The following is a 15,515-nucleotide window of genomic DNA, read 5'->3' on the forward strand; positions in this document are numbered from 1 at the left end:
TAAAGTTCTCTTTTTTTGTTTTGTCGTTCCTCGAAATTACAATATCATACTTAAATTTTACTTCTGATTATAATCAAAAACATTATCCCATAATTCATCAATTTGAATTAGTGCTTTGTCTAACGGAATCACTTCCCATTTTCCATTTGTTTCAGTACCAAGGCCAATATTTTTAAGTTTCAATAAAGCATCTGTTACATCAAAATCAAGATCAGTATGTAATCTTGTTTTAAACCAAGATTCAATTTGATGATCGAGTTCTTCGGCAGTTAAAGGATTCTCGCTTTTTTGTAAAAAAGCATATGCAAGAATAGTTTCTTTGAGCACTTCTTCTTCAGATGAGTTTAGCAGCGAATAAAAAGCGCCGCTATTATTTCCAAGATTTTTAAAGTACAAACTATCCGAAAGCATTTTTGAATACCTGATTTTCTTATTTATAAAATTATTGTATTGGCGAAAACAATAAGCAGATAAAATTCCCAGCGCGATTAATCCCTGATTCAAAGATGTTTTGCTGTTGAGTAAATCGATTGTTTCGCCGGTTTCATACGCAGTATACATATTAATCAACGCCGGAGCTACCTTTGCACTTAATAACGAAATACCACCAAAAATCCCCGGAACCCAAAGCAGCATTTTGTCTTTCAAAGACATTCTGGGAATGGCATTTGGAAAAATAGTTTCAAGATCGTTTTTAGGAACACGCTTAAAAATTTTTAACCCAATTGAACCCGGATCAATAGGCATTTTTCCAAGTTTGACTTTGTTTTCTTTCAGATAATCGGCTTCGTTATAATTGAGGTAAATCATAACGCGATCATAATATTCGATCTCGATTTCTTTCTTCCAGAAAATATATTTCTTTACTTTTTCTTTGGCTTTATGACTGCCTCGAACGTACAATTCGTAATCTTTAAAAGCATTAAAATCTATAGAAAGATTTAAACCAATTAAATCAGAATCTTTAAAAGCTTTGTCTAAAGTTTCCTTATCGATTCGGGTATAATTACCGCGCTCCAAAACCTGACGAAGCGTTTCTTTAAAAACACCAAAATCACTTTTACCAATAAAACTTTCGCGTTCTTTCAAACTCAAATCTGGATCGAATAAAGCGTAGTTTTGTTTTAAATTTCGGTTAAGATTAAAAGCTTCATAATGATAATAATGTTCGATAATATCGAATAGTTTTTTAAAATCATCAACCTTTTTTTTGTCTTCGGTGAAAGCAGCGATTTGTTGTTCGAGTAAAAATTCCTTATTAAAGGGAATATAATGTTCTCGTGTCATATTTTGTAGGTTCTGAGGGACTAAGGTTCAAAGATACAAAGGTTTTTTTTAAAAGGGAGCATAGGTTTAGAGGGAGCATAGGTTTAGAGGAACAAAGGAAGAAAGGAAGAAAGGAAGAAAGGAACAAAGGAAGAAAGGAGCAAAGGCTCAAGGAAATAGGGAAACATTCACAACATAACCACAAAGTATGTCATCCTGACGGAGGAAGGATCTTCGCAAGAAACTCGACAAAGGTTTACATGCAAACTCTGCAATTAAAAAAACTTTACGACTTAATGATTCTAAAACGGCTGGGATATTGAGGCCACAAACTTTTTTTGTTGCCATAATAATCCATAAAATCTTCGCAAACAAAAACTGCGTGTGCTGTTGACCAGGCCACAACGCCACAAAATTCACTTCCGGATTGTCGTTTTAGCTTTTGAATCTGTTTGCCTTTTTCAAAACCTAAATATTTATAAATGGTTGGTGTATAAACTTCACCATCTTCTAAATCGTCCATAGCTTTTTCAAAAGTGTCGATTTTCTCAATAATTTGTCTGCATTTTGCCATTACAGCGTATGTCAATACAGCATATTCTGTTATTTTTTCGCTCTCAGGATTATCTTTTATATAGACAAAATCAGCAGAAAATCTGGCTTTATCTATTTCCTCTTTTTTTAAATTAAACGACGTATTATTTTTCAACGTTATTTTATATAAACCATCGTTTACTTTTTGAGTTATAAAAAGATTCTCTAATCCATAAACATTTAAAGAAGCCTTAATAAAAGCAATTGATGAACAGTTTGTTCGTTCTCCCTGTTTAAAGCTTTCAAAAATTTGATCTGAACTTAATTGCGAGTAAGAATTGGAACAAATAAACATGAAAAATAAAAATGTAGAAGTAATAAATTTCATTGTCTTAATTTTATAATAGTTTCCGGTGATTTTTGATACTATGTAGATTTGCAAATCTATAAAAATCAACTAATAATTAGCGTTTTTACTTTTAACTTTTTTATGGAAGAAAATTTTGCGAAGTAGGAGAAACAAAAAGTGAGATTTCCAATCTTATTACAGATTCGAAATCTCACTTTATTGCTCCAAAAAAAATAATACTTTAAATAATTTCCTTTTGGGAAATTATAATTTATAGACAAAACTATTAGAAGACAAGTCTACCACTAAATAAAGTTTTGGCAACACGTATTTATACCTGTTTTTGTTTTTTTTGAAGCTGGAAAACTCATAACTGTAAGATTTATAAGCATAAACAAGATTACAGCAAACGAGAATTAATTTGGATCCGATTTTTTTAATTCAATTATCTTATAAATGTATTGCAGCAAATTTTCTTTTTCTACCGAAAAAACCGCTTTTTCATCTTCCGTACTCAAATATAAATCTGCAATACTTTCAGCATTCATATTATTGTTTTGATATTGATGCTCAATATATTTTATTAGATTATCTATAAAAAGTTCTTGTAGTCTTCCTTTTTCTAAAGTTTCCGGATCACCATTTTTTATTTTTTCTATCTCAGATTCCGGTAAATCTATAGTAAGATACGTAGTATCTACAGGTACTTTTAAGAGCTGTTCTTCGGTAATTTTTCCAGACGCATCACAATAAGCGCATGGACCGGGTGCCCATTTTAATTGCTTATTTAAGCGTCGTATATCTTCAGGACCTACAAATCCTTTTCCCAAACATCTTGGGCATTCTAAATTTGAATTTTTAAACAGGAAATTAAAAAAAGTCATTCTACTTTAAATTTGGGGGGTTAACGTTTCATGGCTTTGCGAAGATACTTATTTATGTAAGAAATTTATTTTAATGTTCATTGTTTTTTTGAACAGAAGTGTTTGTAAGGCACTTTTTGGATATTAAGATTCAAAGCTTCAAAATAACAAAAAGACTCAGAACATGGATATTACGCAAGGATTTTCTTAGAACTATGCAAGCTGATTAATAGATTATTATAGTAAATTTGAATAGAATCATTTGTTAATAAAATGTTTCAATTAAAATTAAATCAAATCTGAAATGGAAAATATACATACTACCAAAACTCAAAATTTCTTTAGAATAGTATTAGGAATCTTTATGATAACGGCCGCTTTTGGTCACTTTACTTTTCAGAGAGCCGATTTTCAGGCACAAGTTCCAAATTGGGTTCCCGTAGATAAAGATTTGGTTGTAATACTTTCCGGAATTGTAGAAATTGCATTAGGTCTTGGTATGTTGTTTCTAAAAAAATACAGAATATATGTTGGAATCGCACTTGCCACATTTTACCTGTTAGTTTTTCCTGGTAATATTGCCCAATATCTAAACGGAACAAGCGCTTTTGGACTCGATACAGACGAAGCACGTTTGATTCGATTATTTTTTCAGCCCGTTTTGATTTTTCTTGCTTTGTGGTCTACAGGAGCAATTGCTTTTTTACGAACAAAGTTTAAAGAGAAATTAGAATTATAAAAGTTTTAAGCAACTAAGTTTTTTTTAAGGTTCAAAGAGACAAGAGTCTAAAGTTTGGAATTTATTTTTTCTGTTTTCTCAATAAAAACACGAAACTAGCATGAGCCATTTCTATTAGCCTACCTTACACAAAAAAGATGGCGATAGAAGAGAAAGTTAGGCAGGTTGAAGCATTATTTGAAAGACTTGAAATTGAAATTACTGCTTTTAAATCAGACACACATATATATTGCAACGCCGGTTGTGGTAAATGTTGTTCTACGCCTAATATAGACGCCTCACCTTTAGAATTTTTACCCTGGGCATTTCATTTATTTTTGAATGGAAAAGCCGAAGAAACATTAGTTGAACTCACAAATAATAAGGTAAAAAATTGTCATTTATATCGATCTATTTCTGTTTTAGAATATCAAAAAGGAAGTTGCAGCAATTATCGTTATCGAGGTTTAGTATGCCGACTTTTTGGTTATGCGGCAAATACCGACAAATTTGGAAAATTGCGATTGGCAACCTGCAAAATAATAAAAGAACAACAAACTGAAAACTTCACCAAAGCAGAAGAACTTATAAACAGAGAAATATATGTTCCTATTTTTTCTGATTATTACATGCGACTCGCACAAATTGATCTTAGAATGGGTGTCATTTTAATTCCGATAAACGAAGCATTAAAAATGGCAATTGAAGAAGTTTTGCATTATTATGCTTACCGACCTTTGCCGAATGGATTGGGGAATATTGCTTAGGAATATCCTTTAATAATGATGAAACCTCTAGTGATTACGCGGGTTTTTGTCTATCTTTGCAGTCCTAAATGCAAAAAAAATATGAACTCAAAAAAATTTTTACCCGTGTGGTATGGTGGCGGTATTGGAAACAACTGCAACGTTCTTTGCGACGTAGGACATCTTAGCCATGCGGGTTTATATTTCCTAAAATGCAAAATTATGAGTACAAACACTCTTTCAAAAGAAGCCGAATTGAGGCTTACAGATTTTTTCAACAAAACTGTAGATCCTAAAACCATGGCAAAGACAATCCGACATCTCAATTACTTATTAGCTCTAAGCGTAATGAGAGAAAACGAAACCCTTAAACTGGAAATGCCCAATCTGGAAAACGGTTTTTACTGGCTAAATCAATTAGCCGAAGTTCTAAACCCCTATCTAGATGTTGAGTAAAACGTAGATAAAGAAAAGCCACTTTTTTAGTGGCTTTTTGGTTTTATTACGGATTGCAAATCCTCGCAATCGTTGTGTAACTATATCCGTGTGATCTGCGTTTAGATCAAATAAACTGTCTTTTTTACCTAAAGAAACTATCCAACAAAATCTGGTATTTCCGTCCTACAGGAACAATCTCATTATTACACATCGTTAAAGATTTAAAAGTAACCGAAGAAATTTTAGTAACGTTTACAATAAAAGAACGGTGCACCTGAACAAAATTATTGCTGTCAATTTCTGACGCAATACTAGAAAGCGAACCATACACAATTAAAGGTAAATTGAGTTTGGTGCTGTAGAGTTTCATATAATTGCCAAGACTTTCGATGTAAATAATATCCGTTAAAAAAATGTCTGTCATTTGACCGTTTACGCGAATAGAAAGTACTTTTTCGCAGGAGTTGTCTTCTTTTTTTAAACTATTTCCGGAGAAGTAAATCTTGGCTTTTTCGATTGCTTTAGAGAATTTTTCAAACGAAATAGGTTTTAGCAAATAATCTATTGCATCGTTTTGGTACGCCGAAAGAGCAAAATCAGAATAAGCTGTGGTAACAATCGTTAAAGGTCTTTTGGGTTGTAATTCCATTAACTCAACGCCCGAAATTACAGGCATATTAATATCCAGAAAAATAATATCGTAGGCATTTTCGTTGAGCATTTTTATCGCTTCCATTCCGTTAAAAGCACTTCCGGAATGTTCCAGATCTTCAAATTTCGAAATATGAGACGCAAGTGCCTTGTGTGCCGGCGATTCATCATCTATGATAAGACAGCGGTAGGTAAGTGCCATATATTTAATTTTACGATAAAGATATTCTTTTCTTTTTTACAGTTCAATTCATGCTTTAAACCATAAACTTCGAGACGTCTTTTTAGGTTTTCGATACCAATTCCCGTACCTGAAATTCGGGAGCCGGAATTAAGATAACTATTTTTTATAGTAAAAGATAAACTATTGCATTTTACCTTTAAATCAAGATTTATAAAAGGTTCAGCAGTTTCTGCCGAAAACTTAACTGCATTTTCTACCAAAGGCAAAAAGAACAATGGCGGAATATCTATGCTGTCAAAATTGCCTTCAAATTTTTGGGTTATTGCCAGTCTTTCATTTCTAAAAGTATAATATTCCATATACTTTTTAATAAAAGCAATTTCTTCATCTAATAAAACATAATCTTTTTTGGTAGCTTCAATTTGGTAGCGAAGCATGTCGGAAAGATTCAAAATTCTGTCCGGAACTTTATCCGGTTCTGCAAGAGATTCTCCGTATAAATTATTCATCGCATTCAGCAAAAAATGTGGATTAAGCTGTTGTTTTAAAAATGAAAGTTCAGACTTGAAATTCATAATATCCTTATCTGTATCCATGATTTTTTTGGTAATCACAACATGAATAAAATAAAAAAACATTCCGTTGATAATAAGCGATAATATTTGAAGTGTTTTGAAATTTCCTAAACCCATAAGAGGGAAAAACCAATTCATGAAAAAGTAAAAACAAGTCCAGTAAATGACGAAAAGCGCAAAGAATATTTTAGCCTTTTTTTTGAATAAGAAAGGTTTAATGATAAAAAGATTGAAAATCGTAATCCATACAATACACGGAAAATAACCAACTGCTATTTTACTCATCATATACGACCAACTGTGTCCATCTAGTCTTAATTCGTCATAAACACAGGCCAAAATCACCAAAAATATGAAAGTGTGTACGATAAGGTTTCGAAGAAAAAAATTCTGATAGATTTTAAGCATTTTCATAACGGCAAAATTAGAGTAATATTATAGTTTATACCTACTTACGATAAAAAAATTATACGAACGCCATTGGTATAAATAATACGCCATTAGTATAATTATACTATTATAAAAGAGGCTTCTCATTTACATTTGCCAAGAGTTTCAATCATTTCAAAACCAAATAAAATACCACGCTTATTTATGAGAAAAAGAATCATCTCAGTTCTGTTTGTATGTACATCTTTGCACATAATGGCGCAGGAAAAGAATCAGCCCATGCAAACGGTGGTAAAAGTAATTACAGATAAATTTCCGACCACAAGAATTTTAGATGTGCAATACGAACAACTAGGACCAACAAATTATGATTCGGAGTTGTTTGGAAATCGTTTTGAAAGAGGCAGAATCGAAAATCATAACAGACTTAAAGTCGCATTTAATGTGCCGTTTTATGTATCAGAATCGAAACGACTTATTTTAACCGGTTCATTGCGTTATAAATATGAAACGTACGGTTTTGGCGATATTTATAATTATAATTCAAACACAAATTATACAAGAGAGAAAGAAGATTTTCATTTTATGGCTGCTGCAATGAGTGCAACCTATATGTCGACACTTTTTAAAAAACCTATTATTTATAACGCAACCGCCACGGTTGACGGAAATGAAGATGGTGTACAACGTGTAAAAGGATTTGTAACTGCAAATTTGGTTTTGAAACGAACAGCCAATACCACAATTACACTTGGTGCTTTAGCGATGTTGGATCCTTCTGCAATTATTCCGATAACGCCTTTGTTTACTTATAATCATAAGTTTAAAGACTCAAAGTGGGATGTTGATTTCATTTTACCGCAAAGATTACTGTTTAGAAGGGAATTATTAGAAAATGGAAGAATTTCCTTAGGTACTGAATTAAACTCTGAAAGTTTTTACTTAAATTTGAATACCTCAAATTTGAAGGGGATTTATGAGTTGAATCAGTTGGAGTTAAAATCCGGCATTACTTACGAATACTGTTTTACGCCAAAAGTAATCAGTTTTTTTAAAGTCGGAGTCAATAATGTATTAAGCACGCGAATTACCGAAAAGGGCGAGCGAACAAACAAATATGTTTATGACCACAGCGAAGACACTCAGGGATATTTTAGAGTCGGAATATCATACAATCCTTTTTAATCGAAATTCATGATTTATTGTAATTTAAAATAAATAATTATGGTTGTTGAGGTTTTTAAAACAAATGTCCAGAAAGAGGCAGACAAAAATTATATTATTGCCGTGATTCAAAGTCAGTTTCCTGATTATAAAGTTAATTTTGATCTGGAAGACTGCGATAAAATATTAAGGGTTGAAGGTGTTGAACTTGAACCTAGAAACATCATAGATTATGTAAATTGTCTGGGATATGTTTGTGTGGCTCTTGAATAAGTGAAAATTTAGTTTTGTGTAGAAAAAAGGGTATAAACACCCGTTTTTTTCTATTGGATTATCAATAATTTTGGCGAAATAATTTCTTCGTAAAACTTTTATATTTACTCGTCATGATAAGTTTCATTCTTTCGCTTTTAGTGTTTTTACTTCATAAGCTGTCCTAAAAAGCTTTGTTATTTAATTGTTTTCAAGCTCTTTTTCGATAGAAAGGTTTATTGACTTTGTGCGCATTATTTTTTTAAATTTGTGCACTTATGAAAAAAGTTTTCTCTCTCTTCGACTTTTCACAAAAGGTCAATTACAAAAACGAAATTTTGGCAGGTTTAACTGTAGCAATGACAATGATTCCCGAATCGTTATCGTTTGCAATTTTGGCAGGATTTCCTCCTTTGGTTGGTTTGTACGCTGCTTTTATTGCAGGTTTGGTTACGGCAATTTTTGGCGGAAGACCCGGAATGATTTCCGGTGGAGCAGGAGCAACAGTAATTGTTTTGATCGCGTTAATGAAATCGCACGGCATAGAATATGTTTTTGCAGCCGTGGCATTAGGCGGTGTAGTACAAATTTGCATCGGACTTTTTAAACTCGGAAAATTTATCAGACTGGTGCCGCAACCTGTAATGTTTGGTTTCGTAAACGGACTCGCAGTTGTAATTTTTATGTCGCAGTTAGAACAGTTTAAAACGGTTATAAACGGGCAGGTTTCGTGGCTGCAGGGAACGCCGCTTTATATTATGCTGGGTTTGGTTGCACTTACAATTGGTATTGTTTTGTTTTTTCCGAAAATTACAAAAGCAATTCCGGCTTCTTTAGTCGCCATTATGGTGGTTTTTGCAATTGTATTAATTTTTAATATCGAGACAAAAACGGTAGAAGATATTGCTTCTGTTCAGGGCGGATTTCCTCCGTTTCATATTCCGAATATTCCAGTTTCTTTTGAGACCTTAAAAGTGATATTTCCGTATTCTGTAATTGTAGCCGCTGTTGGCTTGACAGAAGGTTTGCTTACGCTGAATTTGGTTGACGAAATTACCGGAACGCGCGGAAATAGTAACAGAGAATGTATCGCTCAAGGCGGATCAAATATTTTGAACGGTTTCTTTTTCGGAATGGGTGGCTGCCCAATGATTGCGCAGACTTTGGTAAATCTTGGTGCAGGTTCAAGAGCCCGACTTTCTGGAATAATTGCCGCTTTAACCATTTTAATAATTATACTTTTTGGAGCTCCCGTAATTGGAAAATTACCAATGGCAGCTTTAGTTGGCGTTATGATGATGGTAGCAATTACAACATTTGAATGGGCAAGTTTTAAGGTGATTAATAAAATGCCAAAACACGATATTTTTGTTGGAATTCTCGTTGCTGTAATTACTATCGTATTGCACAATTTAGCTTTGGCAGTTTTAATTGGGGTTATTATTTCAGCTTTGGTTTTTGCGTGGGAAAGTGCTAAACGCATTCGCGCAAGACATTTTATTGATGAAGCAGGAGTGAAGCATTATGAAATTTACGGACCTTTATTTTTTGGTTCAATTGCCGCTTTTATGGAAAAGTTTGATGTGCAAAATGATCCGTCGCATGTTGTTATAGATTTTAAAGAAAGCCGTATCGCCGATATGTCAGCGATTGAAGCACTTAATAATTTAACTAAAAAATACAGTCAGCTAAATAAGATTATCGAATTGAAACATTTAAGCGAAGATTGCAGGGTTTTGCTTAAAAATGCTGATGCCGTTATTAATGTAAATGTTATTGAAGATCCTACCTATAAAGTGGTTTCTTGATTAGAAAATGAGTCAATTAGAAAATTAGATAATGATTATACGTTATCTATAAAATTTTCTAATTGACTTGTTTGTTATTTTATTCGGTTAAAATAGCTTTTTAGAATTGGAATCAACAAATCAAAAACTATTAAAGCTGCGATGAGAATATAAAATATTGATTTTTTATACATAAAATCCACATGAAAAATCATTGTGGTTATCACATAAAGAAGAATAATTATATATAGGCTAATTCTAATTTTTTTCATTTTCGGATAGGATTAATTTGCTAAATTTCTAAAAAGCCGGTTAAGAACTTTTGTAATACAAATTTATCATAGTTCCGTCCATTAATTTGGACGGAAGTTATAGGGCTTAATATTTAACAAAAAATACTGCAAAGTCGAATTAGTTTCTCAGGCTGAGCGAAGTCGAAGCCCACACGCCAATTGGAGCGTCCTTCGACTTCGTTCAGGGCGATACATTAGTAAACCCGACAGATTTTAAAACCTGTCGGCTTTATTGTATTATAATTATCACATTTTCTAATTGCCAAATTTTCTAATTATCAAATTGACACATTCTCTAATTTAAATAATTTGATTTTCGTAACTTTGTCAAATGAAACTCACAGAAACCTTAGAAGATTTTTACACAATTAAAGTAAACGGAATGCCCGAGAATCTTAAAAAAGAAATCGGACATTTTAATGTTTTTAAACTGGATGATTTTGTTGGTAATATCTGTAAACCATTTCCTTACACGCGGAAAGATTTTTATAAAATAAGTTTGATCATCGGGAAAAACAAAGTGCATTATGCTGATAAGATTTCTGTGATTGAAGATCAGGCTTTGTTTTTTGCGAATCCTCAAATTCCATATAATTGGGAACAGGTTGATGAAAATCAAACGGGATTTTTCTGCATTTTTACTGAAGCATTTTTTAGTCAGTTTGGGAATTTAAAAGAATATCCTTTATTTCAGCCCGGCGGAAATCCGATTGTTCCTATTTCAATGGAATTGGCAGAATCTTTAAAAACTGTATATTTAAAAATGTTTGATGAAATCAATTCAGATTATGCTTTTAAATATGATGTGCTTCGAAATCTTGTTTTCGAAATCATTCATTTGGCTTTAAAAACACAAACCGTAACTACTTCATTATACAGTAAATCGAATGCAACAATCAGGGTTTCTTCTTTGTTTTTAGAATTATTAGAAAGGCAATTTCCGATAGAATCGATCTCGCAGCAAATCAATTTCCGCTCGCCTTCAGAATTTGCAAGTCAGTTAAATGTACATGTAAATCATTTAAATAAAGCCCTGAAAGAAACGACAGGAAAAACAACTTCACAAATCATTTCTGAAAGAATTGTTCAGGAAGCCATGATTTTACTTAAACAAACCAACTGGAATATTAATGAAATTGCGTGGTGTTTGGGCTTCGAAGAATTGTCTCATTTTATCAATTTCTTTAAAAAAAATGTTCAGGTTTCACCTAAAACGTATCGCATAACCGAAATTGTTTGATTTTCGTAACTTCTTGTTTGATTGCTTTAATTTTTAGAAGGCACTTCACTAATAACTTTGTACCATAATTAAATGTAAAAATTAAAATCATGGAAAATAACAAAGTTTGGTTTATCACAGGTGCGTCAAAAGGACTTGGATTAGAATTAGCAAAAAAATTATTGGCAAAAGGTTACAAAGTAGCAGCAACGTCAAGAAGTGAAGACGCCTTAATTAAGGTATTAGGAAATCCATCGGAAAATTTTCTTCCTCTGGAAATGGATTTAGTAAATGAACAAAGCGTTAAAAATGCCATTGAAGTAACGGTAAGTCACTTTAAAACAATTGATGTTTTAGTAAACAATGCAGGTTATGGTTTATTAGGATCGCTGGAAGAATTGACAGATGCAGAATCCAGAAAAAATTATGAAGTAAATGTTTTTGGTTTATTAAATGTGATCAGAAATACAATGCCTTATATGCGTGCCAATAAATCTGGACATATTTTTAATATTTCTTCTGTTGGAGGATATTATGGAGAATTTCCGGGTTGGGGAATTTATTGCTCTACAAAATTTGCAGTTGCCGGTTTAACAGAATCTTTGGCAGCTGAAGTAAAAGAATTTGGAGTACATGTTACATTGGTATATCCGGGTTATTTTAGAACAGATTTCTTAAAAGACAGTTCTTTATTATTACCACAAAACCCAATTGCAGAATATAAAGAAGTGAGACAATCTGAAATTGCCCACAAAGATAGTATTAACGAAAATCAGCCAGGAGATCCTGAAAAATTAGCCGAGGCTTTAATCAAAATGAGTCACGAAGAAAATCCTGCTTTACACTTATTTTTGGGACAAGATGCTTACGATATGGCTAATCAAAAGATTAAAAGTGTTCAGGGTGAATTGGAAAAATGGAAATCAGTTTCTGTTTCGACTGGATTTTAATTAGAAATGTTTCAATTAGAGAATGTGCCAATTAGAAAATTAGATAATGATTTAGTATTTTCATTATCTAATTTTCTAATTGGCACATTCTTTTTAATTGTTCTCTTTAAGCATATTTTTAACTTCACTGAGTTTTCCATCAACGGCATCAATTTTCAATCCTAAAATATGTGCAATTAAAGGGTAAACAGAAACATTTTGAAAAGTAGAAACTTCTTTATCTACTTTAAAAGCGGGACCTTTTGCGTAAAAAATAGCATGCATATCTTTTTCCTTATTGTCATAACCATGCGTTCCGCCTTTTATGTTTTGGGTTTTATTACTTACTAAACTATATCCTTTTTTGGCTTCAATAACAAAATCATGTACACGCGGATTAGTTCCGTAATGCAGTCTTTTTGGAACTTCGGCTGATTTCCAGAATTTAATATTTGGTACTTTTTTCAAAGCGTTAGCAATAGAATCCTGATAACCCGGTTTTGCCTGTAAACTCATAATTGGGTTGATTACTTCTTTATAACCCAGCCATTCCGGTTTTAAATAATCTAAAATTGCTACTTTTTTGTCATTGCTGATATCCGTCATTCCGTGATCTGAAACGATAATTAAATTGATTTGTTTTCCGATGGATAATTGATCCAGTTTTGATGATAATTGACCGATAACGGAATCCATTTTATGAACCATTTTTTCATTTTCAGGAGAAAGCGGACCAAAATTGTGTCCTGTATGATCTGGTTCGTCAAAATATAAAGTAATTAAATGCGGACGTTGTTTCTCAGGAAGTTCTAACCATTTTATAACCGTATCAATTCTGTTTCCGTATGGAATTTTATTGTCGTAGGTTTTGTAAATACTGGGTCTTTTTTGATCCGTATCTGATCCCGGCCAAAAGAATGAAGCTGTTTTTACACCTTGTTGTTCAGCGACATTCCAAATTGGATTTCCACTATAAAATCTCGAATCATTTTTTGCATTGGTCGATAACGCAAAAGATTCATTTAGTGTGGCATCATAAAAAACATTATTAATAATACCGTGATGATCCGGATAAAGTCCGGTCACTATCGAATAATGATTTGGAAAAGTTTTACTTGGATAAGATGGTTTCATTGATTTGGCGTGAACACCTTCTTTGGCGATTTGTTTTAGATTTTGAAGATGAAAATGCTTTGCATAATCCCAACGAAATCCATCCATAGAAACTAATACAACATAAGTGTCTTTGCTAGATTGGGCTTGTAAAAGGAATGAAAGTAAAACGAAAGTTAAAGATAAAAGAGAGGTAAAATGCTTTTTCATTATTGAAATTTATTGAGATGCAAAGTTACCGATAACCGTTTTTAAGAGCAAAAACAGAATGTTAAACAATTATAAAATAAAAAAAATCATTTTATCCCATAAACTATCGGGAGTGCCAAAAAAAAAACGCCAGATCAAATCTGGCGTTTTAAATTTTAAGAAGTTAAGAATGATTACATCATTCCTGGCATACCGCCACCCATTGGCATTCCGCCTCCGTTTTCTTCTTTAATATCAATTAATGCACATTCTGTAGTAAGGATCATTCCGGCAACAGACGCAGCATTTTCAAGTGCTACACGAGTTACTTTTTTAGGATCGATAATTCCAGCTTTAAGCATGTCTACATATTCATCAGTTTTAGCATTATATCCAAAATCACCAGAACCTTCACCAACTTTTGCAACAACTACAGAACCTTCAAGACCTGCATTTTCTACAATAGTTCTTAATGGAGACTCAACAGCGCGAGATACAATCTGAATTCCTGTTGCTTCGTCAGCGTTGTCAGCTTTAATACCTGCCAGCGCAGCTTTTGCTCTTAATAAAGCAACACCACCACCAGCAACAATTCCTTCTTCAACAGCTGCACGAGTTGCGTGTAAAGCATCGTCAACTCTGTCTTTTTTCTCTTTCATTTCAACTTCAGAAGCTGCACCAACATAAAGAACAGCAACACCACCGGCTAATTTAGCCAAACGCTCTTGCAATTTTTCTTTATCATAATCAGATGTTGTAGTTTCCATCTGACCTTTAATTTGGTTTACTCTGTTTTTGATAATGTCAGCTTCACCGGCACCACTTACAATTGTAGTGTTGTCCTTATCGATAGAAACTCTTTTTGCAGTTCCTAACATTTCGATAGTTGTATTTTCTAATGTATAACCTCTTTCTTCAGAAATTACAGTTCCACCGGTTAAGATGGCGATATCTTCTAACATTGCTTTTCTTCTGTCTCCAAAACCCGGAGCTTTTACAGCAGCAATTTTAAGAGCACCTCTTAATTTATTTACTACAAGAGTTGAAAGAGCTTCTCCGTCGACATCTTCAGCAATAATCAATAATGGTTTTCCTGATTGAGCAACCGGCTCTAAAACAGGTAGTAATTCTTTTAAAGAAGATACTTTTTTGTCGTATAATAAGATGTATGGAGAGTCTAATTCAACTTCCATTTTCTCAGGGTTTGTTACGAAGTAAGGAGAAAGATATCCTCTGTCAAACTGCATACCTTCAACAACATCCACGAAAGTGTCAGTTCCTTTAGCTTCTTCAACAGTAATAACTCCTTCTTTGCCTACTTTTGCAAAAGCAGTAGCGATTAACTCACCAATAACTTCGTCGTTGTTTGCAGAGATAGAAGCAATTTGTTTGATTTTATCAGAATCGCTTCCAACAACTTTAGCTTGTTTTGCAAGATCAGCAACGATAGCTTCAACAGCTTTATCGATACCACGTTTCAAATCCATTGGATTTGCACCTGCAGCAACGTTTTTCAAACCTTCTTTTACAATTGCCTGAGCTAAAACTGTAGCAGTTGTAGTTCCGTCACCCGCTAAATCATTAGTTTTAGAAGCAACTTCTTTAACCATTTGCGCGCCCATGTTTTCTAATGGGTCTTTTAATTCGATTTCTTTTGCAACCGAAACTCCATCTTTAGTAACAGTTGGTCCACCAAAAGATTTACCAATAATTACGTTACGACCTTTTGGTCCAAGAGTTACTTTTACAGCATTTGCTAATGCATCAACACCACGTTTTAATCCGTCACGTGCTTCAATATCAAATTTTATATCTTTTGCCATTTTTTTAAATTTTGTTTAATGTTTGGTTTGTT

15 protein-coding genes are annotated in these 15,515 nt (G+C 33.0%); 8 read left to right on the forward strand and 7 right to left on the reverse strand.

Annotated features, from left to right (window positions below):
* Positions 1 to 57 precede the first annotated feature (57 nt).
* The 3 genes from OLM54_RS20470 to OLM54_RS20480 form a co-directional block, all read right to left on the reverse strand.
* The gene (locus tag OLM54_RS20470; protein ID WP_264536383.1) at positions 58 to 1,287 is read right to left on the reverse strand and encodes a TMEM143 family protein; all 1,230 of its coding nucleotides are present in this window, start codon (positions 1,285 to 1,287) and stop codon (positions 58 to 60) included.
* A gap of 265 nt (positions 1,288 to 1,552) precedes the next feature.
* Positions 1,553 to 2,188: a hypothetical protein gene (locus OLM54_RS20475; RefSeq protein WP_264536384.1), complete on the reverse strand. Its 636-nt coding sequence runs from the start codon at positions 2,186 to 2,188 to the stop codon at positions 1,553 to 1,555.
* Between the two features lie 377 nt (positions 2,189 to 2,565).
* Positions 2,566 to 3,033, reverse strand: coding sequence for a hypothetical protein (locus tag OLM54_RS20480; protein ID WP_264536385.1), 468 nt, complete (start codon positions 3,031 to 3,033; stop codon positions 2,566 to 2,568).
* 283 nt (positions 3,034 to 3,316) lie between these two features.
* On the opposite strand from OLM54_RS20480, the gene OLM54_RS20485 reads away from it, so the two are divergent.
* The 3 genes from OLM54_RS20485 (at position 3,317) to OLM54_RS20495 (ending at position 4,932) form a co-directional block, all read left to right on the forward strand.
* Positions 3,317 to 3,751, forward strand: a complete 435-nt coding sequence (locus tag OLM54_RS20485; RefSeq protein ID WP_264536386.1) for a hypothetical protein — start codon at positions 3,317 to 3,319, stop codon at positions 3,749 to 3,751.
* 137 nt (positions 3,752 to 3,888) lie between these two features.
* Positions 3,889 to 4,497 carry a YkgJ family cysteine cluster protein gene (locus OLM54_RS20490; protein WP_264536387.1) on the forward strand — a complete coding sequence of 203 codons (609 nt, stop codon included), beginning with the start codon at positions 3,889 to 3,891 and terminating at the stop codon, positions 4,495 to 4,497.
* A gap of 201 nt (positions 4,498 to 4,698) precedes the next feature.
* Positions 4,699 to 4,932, forward strand: coding sequence for a hypothetical protein (locus tag OLM54_RS20495; protein WP_264536388.1), 234 nt, complete (start codon positions 4,699 to 4,701; stop codon positions 4,930 to 4,932).
* Between the two features lie 124 nt (positions 4,933 to 5,056).
* On the opposite strand, the gene OLM54_RS20500 is transcribed toward OLM54_RS20495, so the two are convergent.
* Both OLM54_RS20500 and OLM54_RS20505 read right to left on the reverse strand, forming a co-directional pair.
* Positions 5,057 to 5,767, reverse strand: coding sequence for a LytR/AlgR family response regulator transcription factor (locus tag OLM54_RS20500; protein WP_264536389.1), 711 nt, complete (start codon positions 5,765 to 5,767; stop codon positions 5,057 to 5,059).
* On the reverse strand, positions 5,737 to 6,738 hold the full coding sequence (locus OLM54_RS20505) for a sensor histidine kinase (protein ID WP_264536390.1): 1,002 nt from the start codon (positions 6,736 to 6,738) through the stop codon (positions 5,737 to 5,739). Before OLM54_RS20505 ends, OLM54_RS20500 begins: the two co-directional genes overlap by 31 nt.
* 180 nt (positions 6,739 to 6,918) lie before the next feature.
* On the opposite strand from OLM54_RS20505, the gene OLM54_RS20510 reads away from it, so the two are divergent.
* From OLM54_RS20510 to OLM54_RS20530, 5 genes are all read left to right on the forward strand, one after another.
* Entirely contained in the window at positions 6,919 to 7,899 is a 981-nt protein-coding gene (locus OLM54_RS20510) for a hypothetical protein (protein WP_264536391.1), read from the forward strand.
* 39 nt (positions 7,900 to 7,938) lie between these two features.
* Complete coding sequence (locus tag OLM54_RS20515; protein ID WP_264536392.1) at positions 7,939 to 8,151, forward strand: hypothetical protein; 213 nt, start codon at positions 7,939 to 7,941, stop codon at positions 8,149 to 8,151.
* Positions 8,152 to 8,408: 257 nt separating this feature from the next.
* On the forward strand, positions 8,409 to 9,938 hold the full coding sequence (locus tag OLM54_RS20520; RefSeq protein WP_264536393.1) for a SulP family inorganic anion transporter: 1,530 nt from the start codon (positions 8,409 to 8,411) through the stop codon (positions 9,936 to 9,938).
* 603 nt (positions 9,939 to 10,541) lie between these two features.
* Positions 10,542 to 11,450 (forward strand): helix-turn-helix domain-containing protein, encoded by a 909-nt coding sequence (locus OLM54_RS20525; RefSeq protein WP_264536394.1) that lies wholly within the window; start codon positions 10,542 to 10,544, stop codon positions 11,448 to 11,450.
* An 89-nt stretch (positions 11,451 to 11,539) separates the two neighbouring features.
* On the forward strand, positions 11,540 to 12,379 hold the full coding sequence (locus tag OLM54_RS20530; RefSeq protein ID WP_264536395.1) for an oxidoreductase: 840 nt from the start codon (positions 11,540 to 11,542) through the stop codon (positions 12,377 to 12,379).
* A 93-nt stretch (positions 12,380 to 12,472) separates the two neighbouring features.
* Here OLM54_RS20530 and OLM54_RS20535 read toward each other — a convergent pair whose 3' ends face one another.
* Both OLM54_RS20535 and groL read right to left on the reverse strand, forming a co-directional pair.
* Positions 12,473 to 13,681, reverse strand: coding sequence for an ectonucleotide pyrophosphatase/phosphodiesterase (locus tag OLM54_RS20535; RefSeq protein WP_264536396.1), 1,209 nt, complete (start codon positions 13,679 to 13,681; stop codon positions 12,473 to 12,475).
* Between the two features lie 173 nt (positions 13,682 to 13,854).
* Entirely contained in the window at positions 13,855 to 15,483 is a 1,629-nt protein-coding gene (gene groL, locus OLM54_RS20540) for a chaperonin GroEL (protein ID WP_264536397.1), read from the reverse strand.
* Positions 15,484 to 15,515 lie beyond the last annotated feature (32 nt).

This window comes from Flavobacterium sp. N1736, assembly GCF_025947065.1.
GTDB lineage: Bacteria > Bacteroidota > Bacteroidia > Flavobacteriales > Flavobacteriaceae > Flavobacterium.

Excerpts from the sequence above, each read along its gene's own strand:
- OLM54_RS20495 (WP_264536388.1), top strand. The coding sequence starts at position 4,699 with ATGAGTACAAACACTCTTTCAAAAGAAGCCGAATTGAGGCTTACAGAT.
- OLM54_RS20535 (WP_264536396.1), bottom strand. The coding sequence starts at position 13,681 with ATGAAAAAGCATTTTACCTCTCTTTTATCTTTAACTTTCGTTTTACTT.
- OLM54_RS20470 (WP_264536383.1), bottom strand. The coding sequence starts at position 1,287 with ATGACACGAGAACATTATATTCCCTTTAATAAGGAATTTTTACTCGAA.
- OLM54_RS20525 (WP_264536394.1), top strand. The coding sequence starts at position 10,542 with ATGAAACTCACAGAAACCTTAGAAGATTTTTACACAATTAAAGTAAAC.
- OLM54_RS20520 (WP_264536393.1), top strand. The coding sequence starts at position 8,409 with ATGAAAAAAGTTTTCTCTCTCTTCGACTTTTCACAAAAGGTCAATTAC.
- OLM54_RS20485 (WP_264536386.1), top strand. The coding sequence starts at position 3,317 with ATGGAAAATATACATACTACCAAAACTCAAAATTTCTTTAGAATAGTA.
- OLM54_RS20505 (WP_264536390.1), bottom strand. The coding sequence starts at position 6,738 with ATGAAAATGCTTAAAATCTATCAGAATTTTTTTCTTCGAAACCTTATC.
- OLM54_RS20510 (WP_264536391.1), top strand. The coding sequence starts at position 6,919 with ATGAGAAAAAGAATCATCTCAGTTCTGTTTGTATGTACATCTTTGCAC.
- OLM54_RS20490 (WP_264536387.1), top strand. The coding sequence starts at position 3,889 with ATGGCGATAGAAGAGAAAGTTAGGCAGGTTGAAGCATTATTTGAAAGA.
- OLM54_RS20530 (WP_264536395.1), top strand. The coding sequence starts at position 11,540 with ATGGAAAATAACAAAGTTTGGTTTATCACAGGTGCGTCAAAAGGACTT.
- groL (WP_264536397.1), bottom strand. The coding sequence starts at position 15,483 with ATGGCAAAAGATATAAAATTTGATATTGAAGCACGTGACGGATTAAAA.
- OLM54_RS20475 (WP_264536384.1), bottom strand. The coding sequence starts at position 2,188 with ATGAAATTTATTACTTCTACATTTTTATTTTTCATGTTTATTTGTTCC.
- OLM54_RS20480 (WP_264536385.1), bottom strand. The coding sequence starts at position 3,033 with ATGACTTTTTTTAATTTCCTGTTTAAAAATTCAAATTTAGAATGCCCA.
- OLM54_RS20500 (WP_264536389.1), bottom strand. The coding sequence starts at position 5,767 with ATGGCACTTACCTACCGCTGTCTTATCATAGATGATGAATCGCCGGCA.
- OLM54_RS20515 (WP_264536392.1), top strand. The coding sequence starts at position 7,939 with ATGGTTGTTGAGGTTTTTAAAACAAATGTCCAGAAAGAGGCAGACAAA.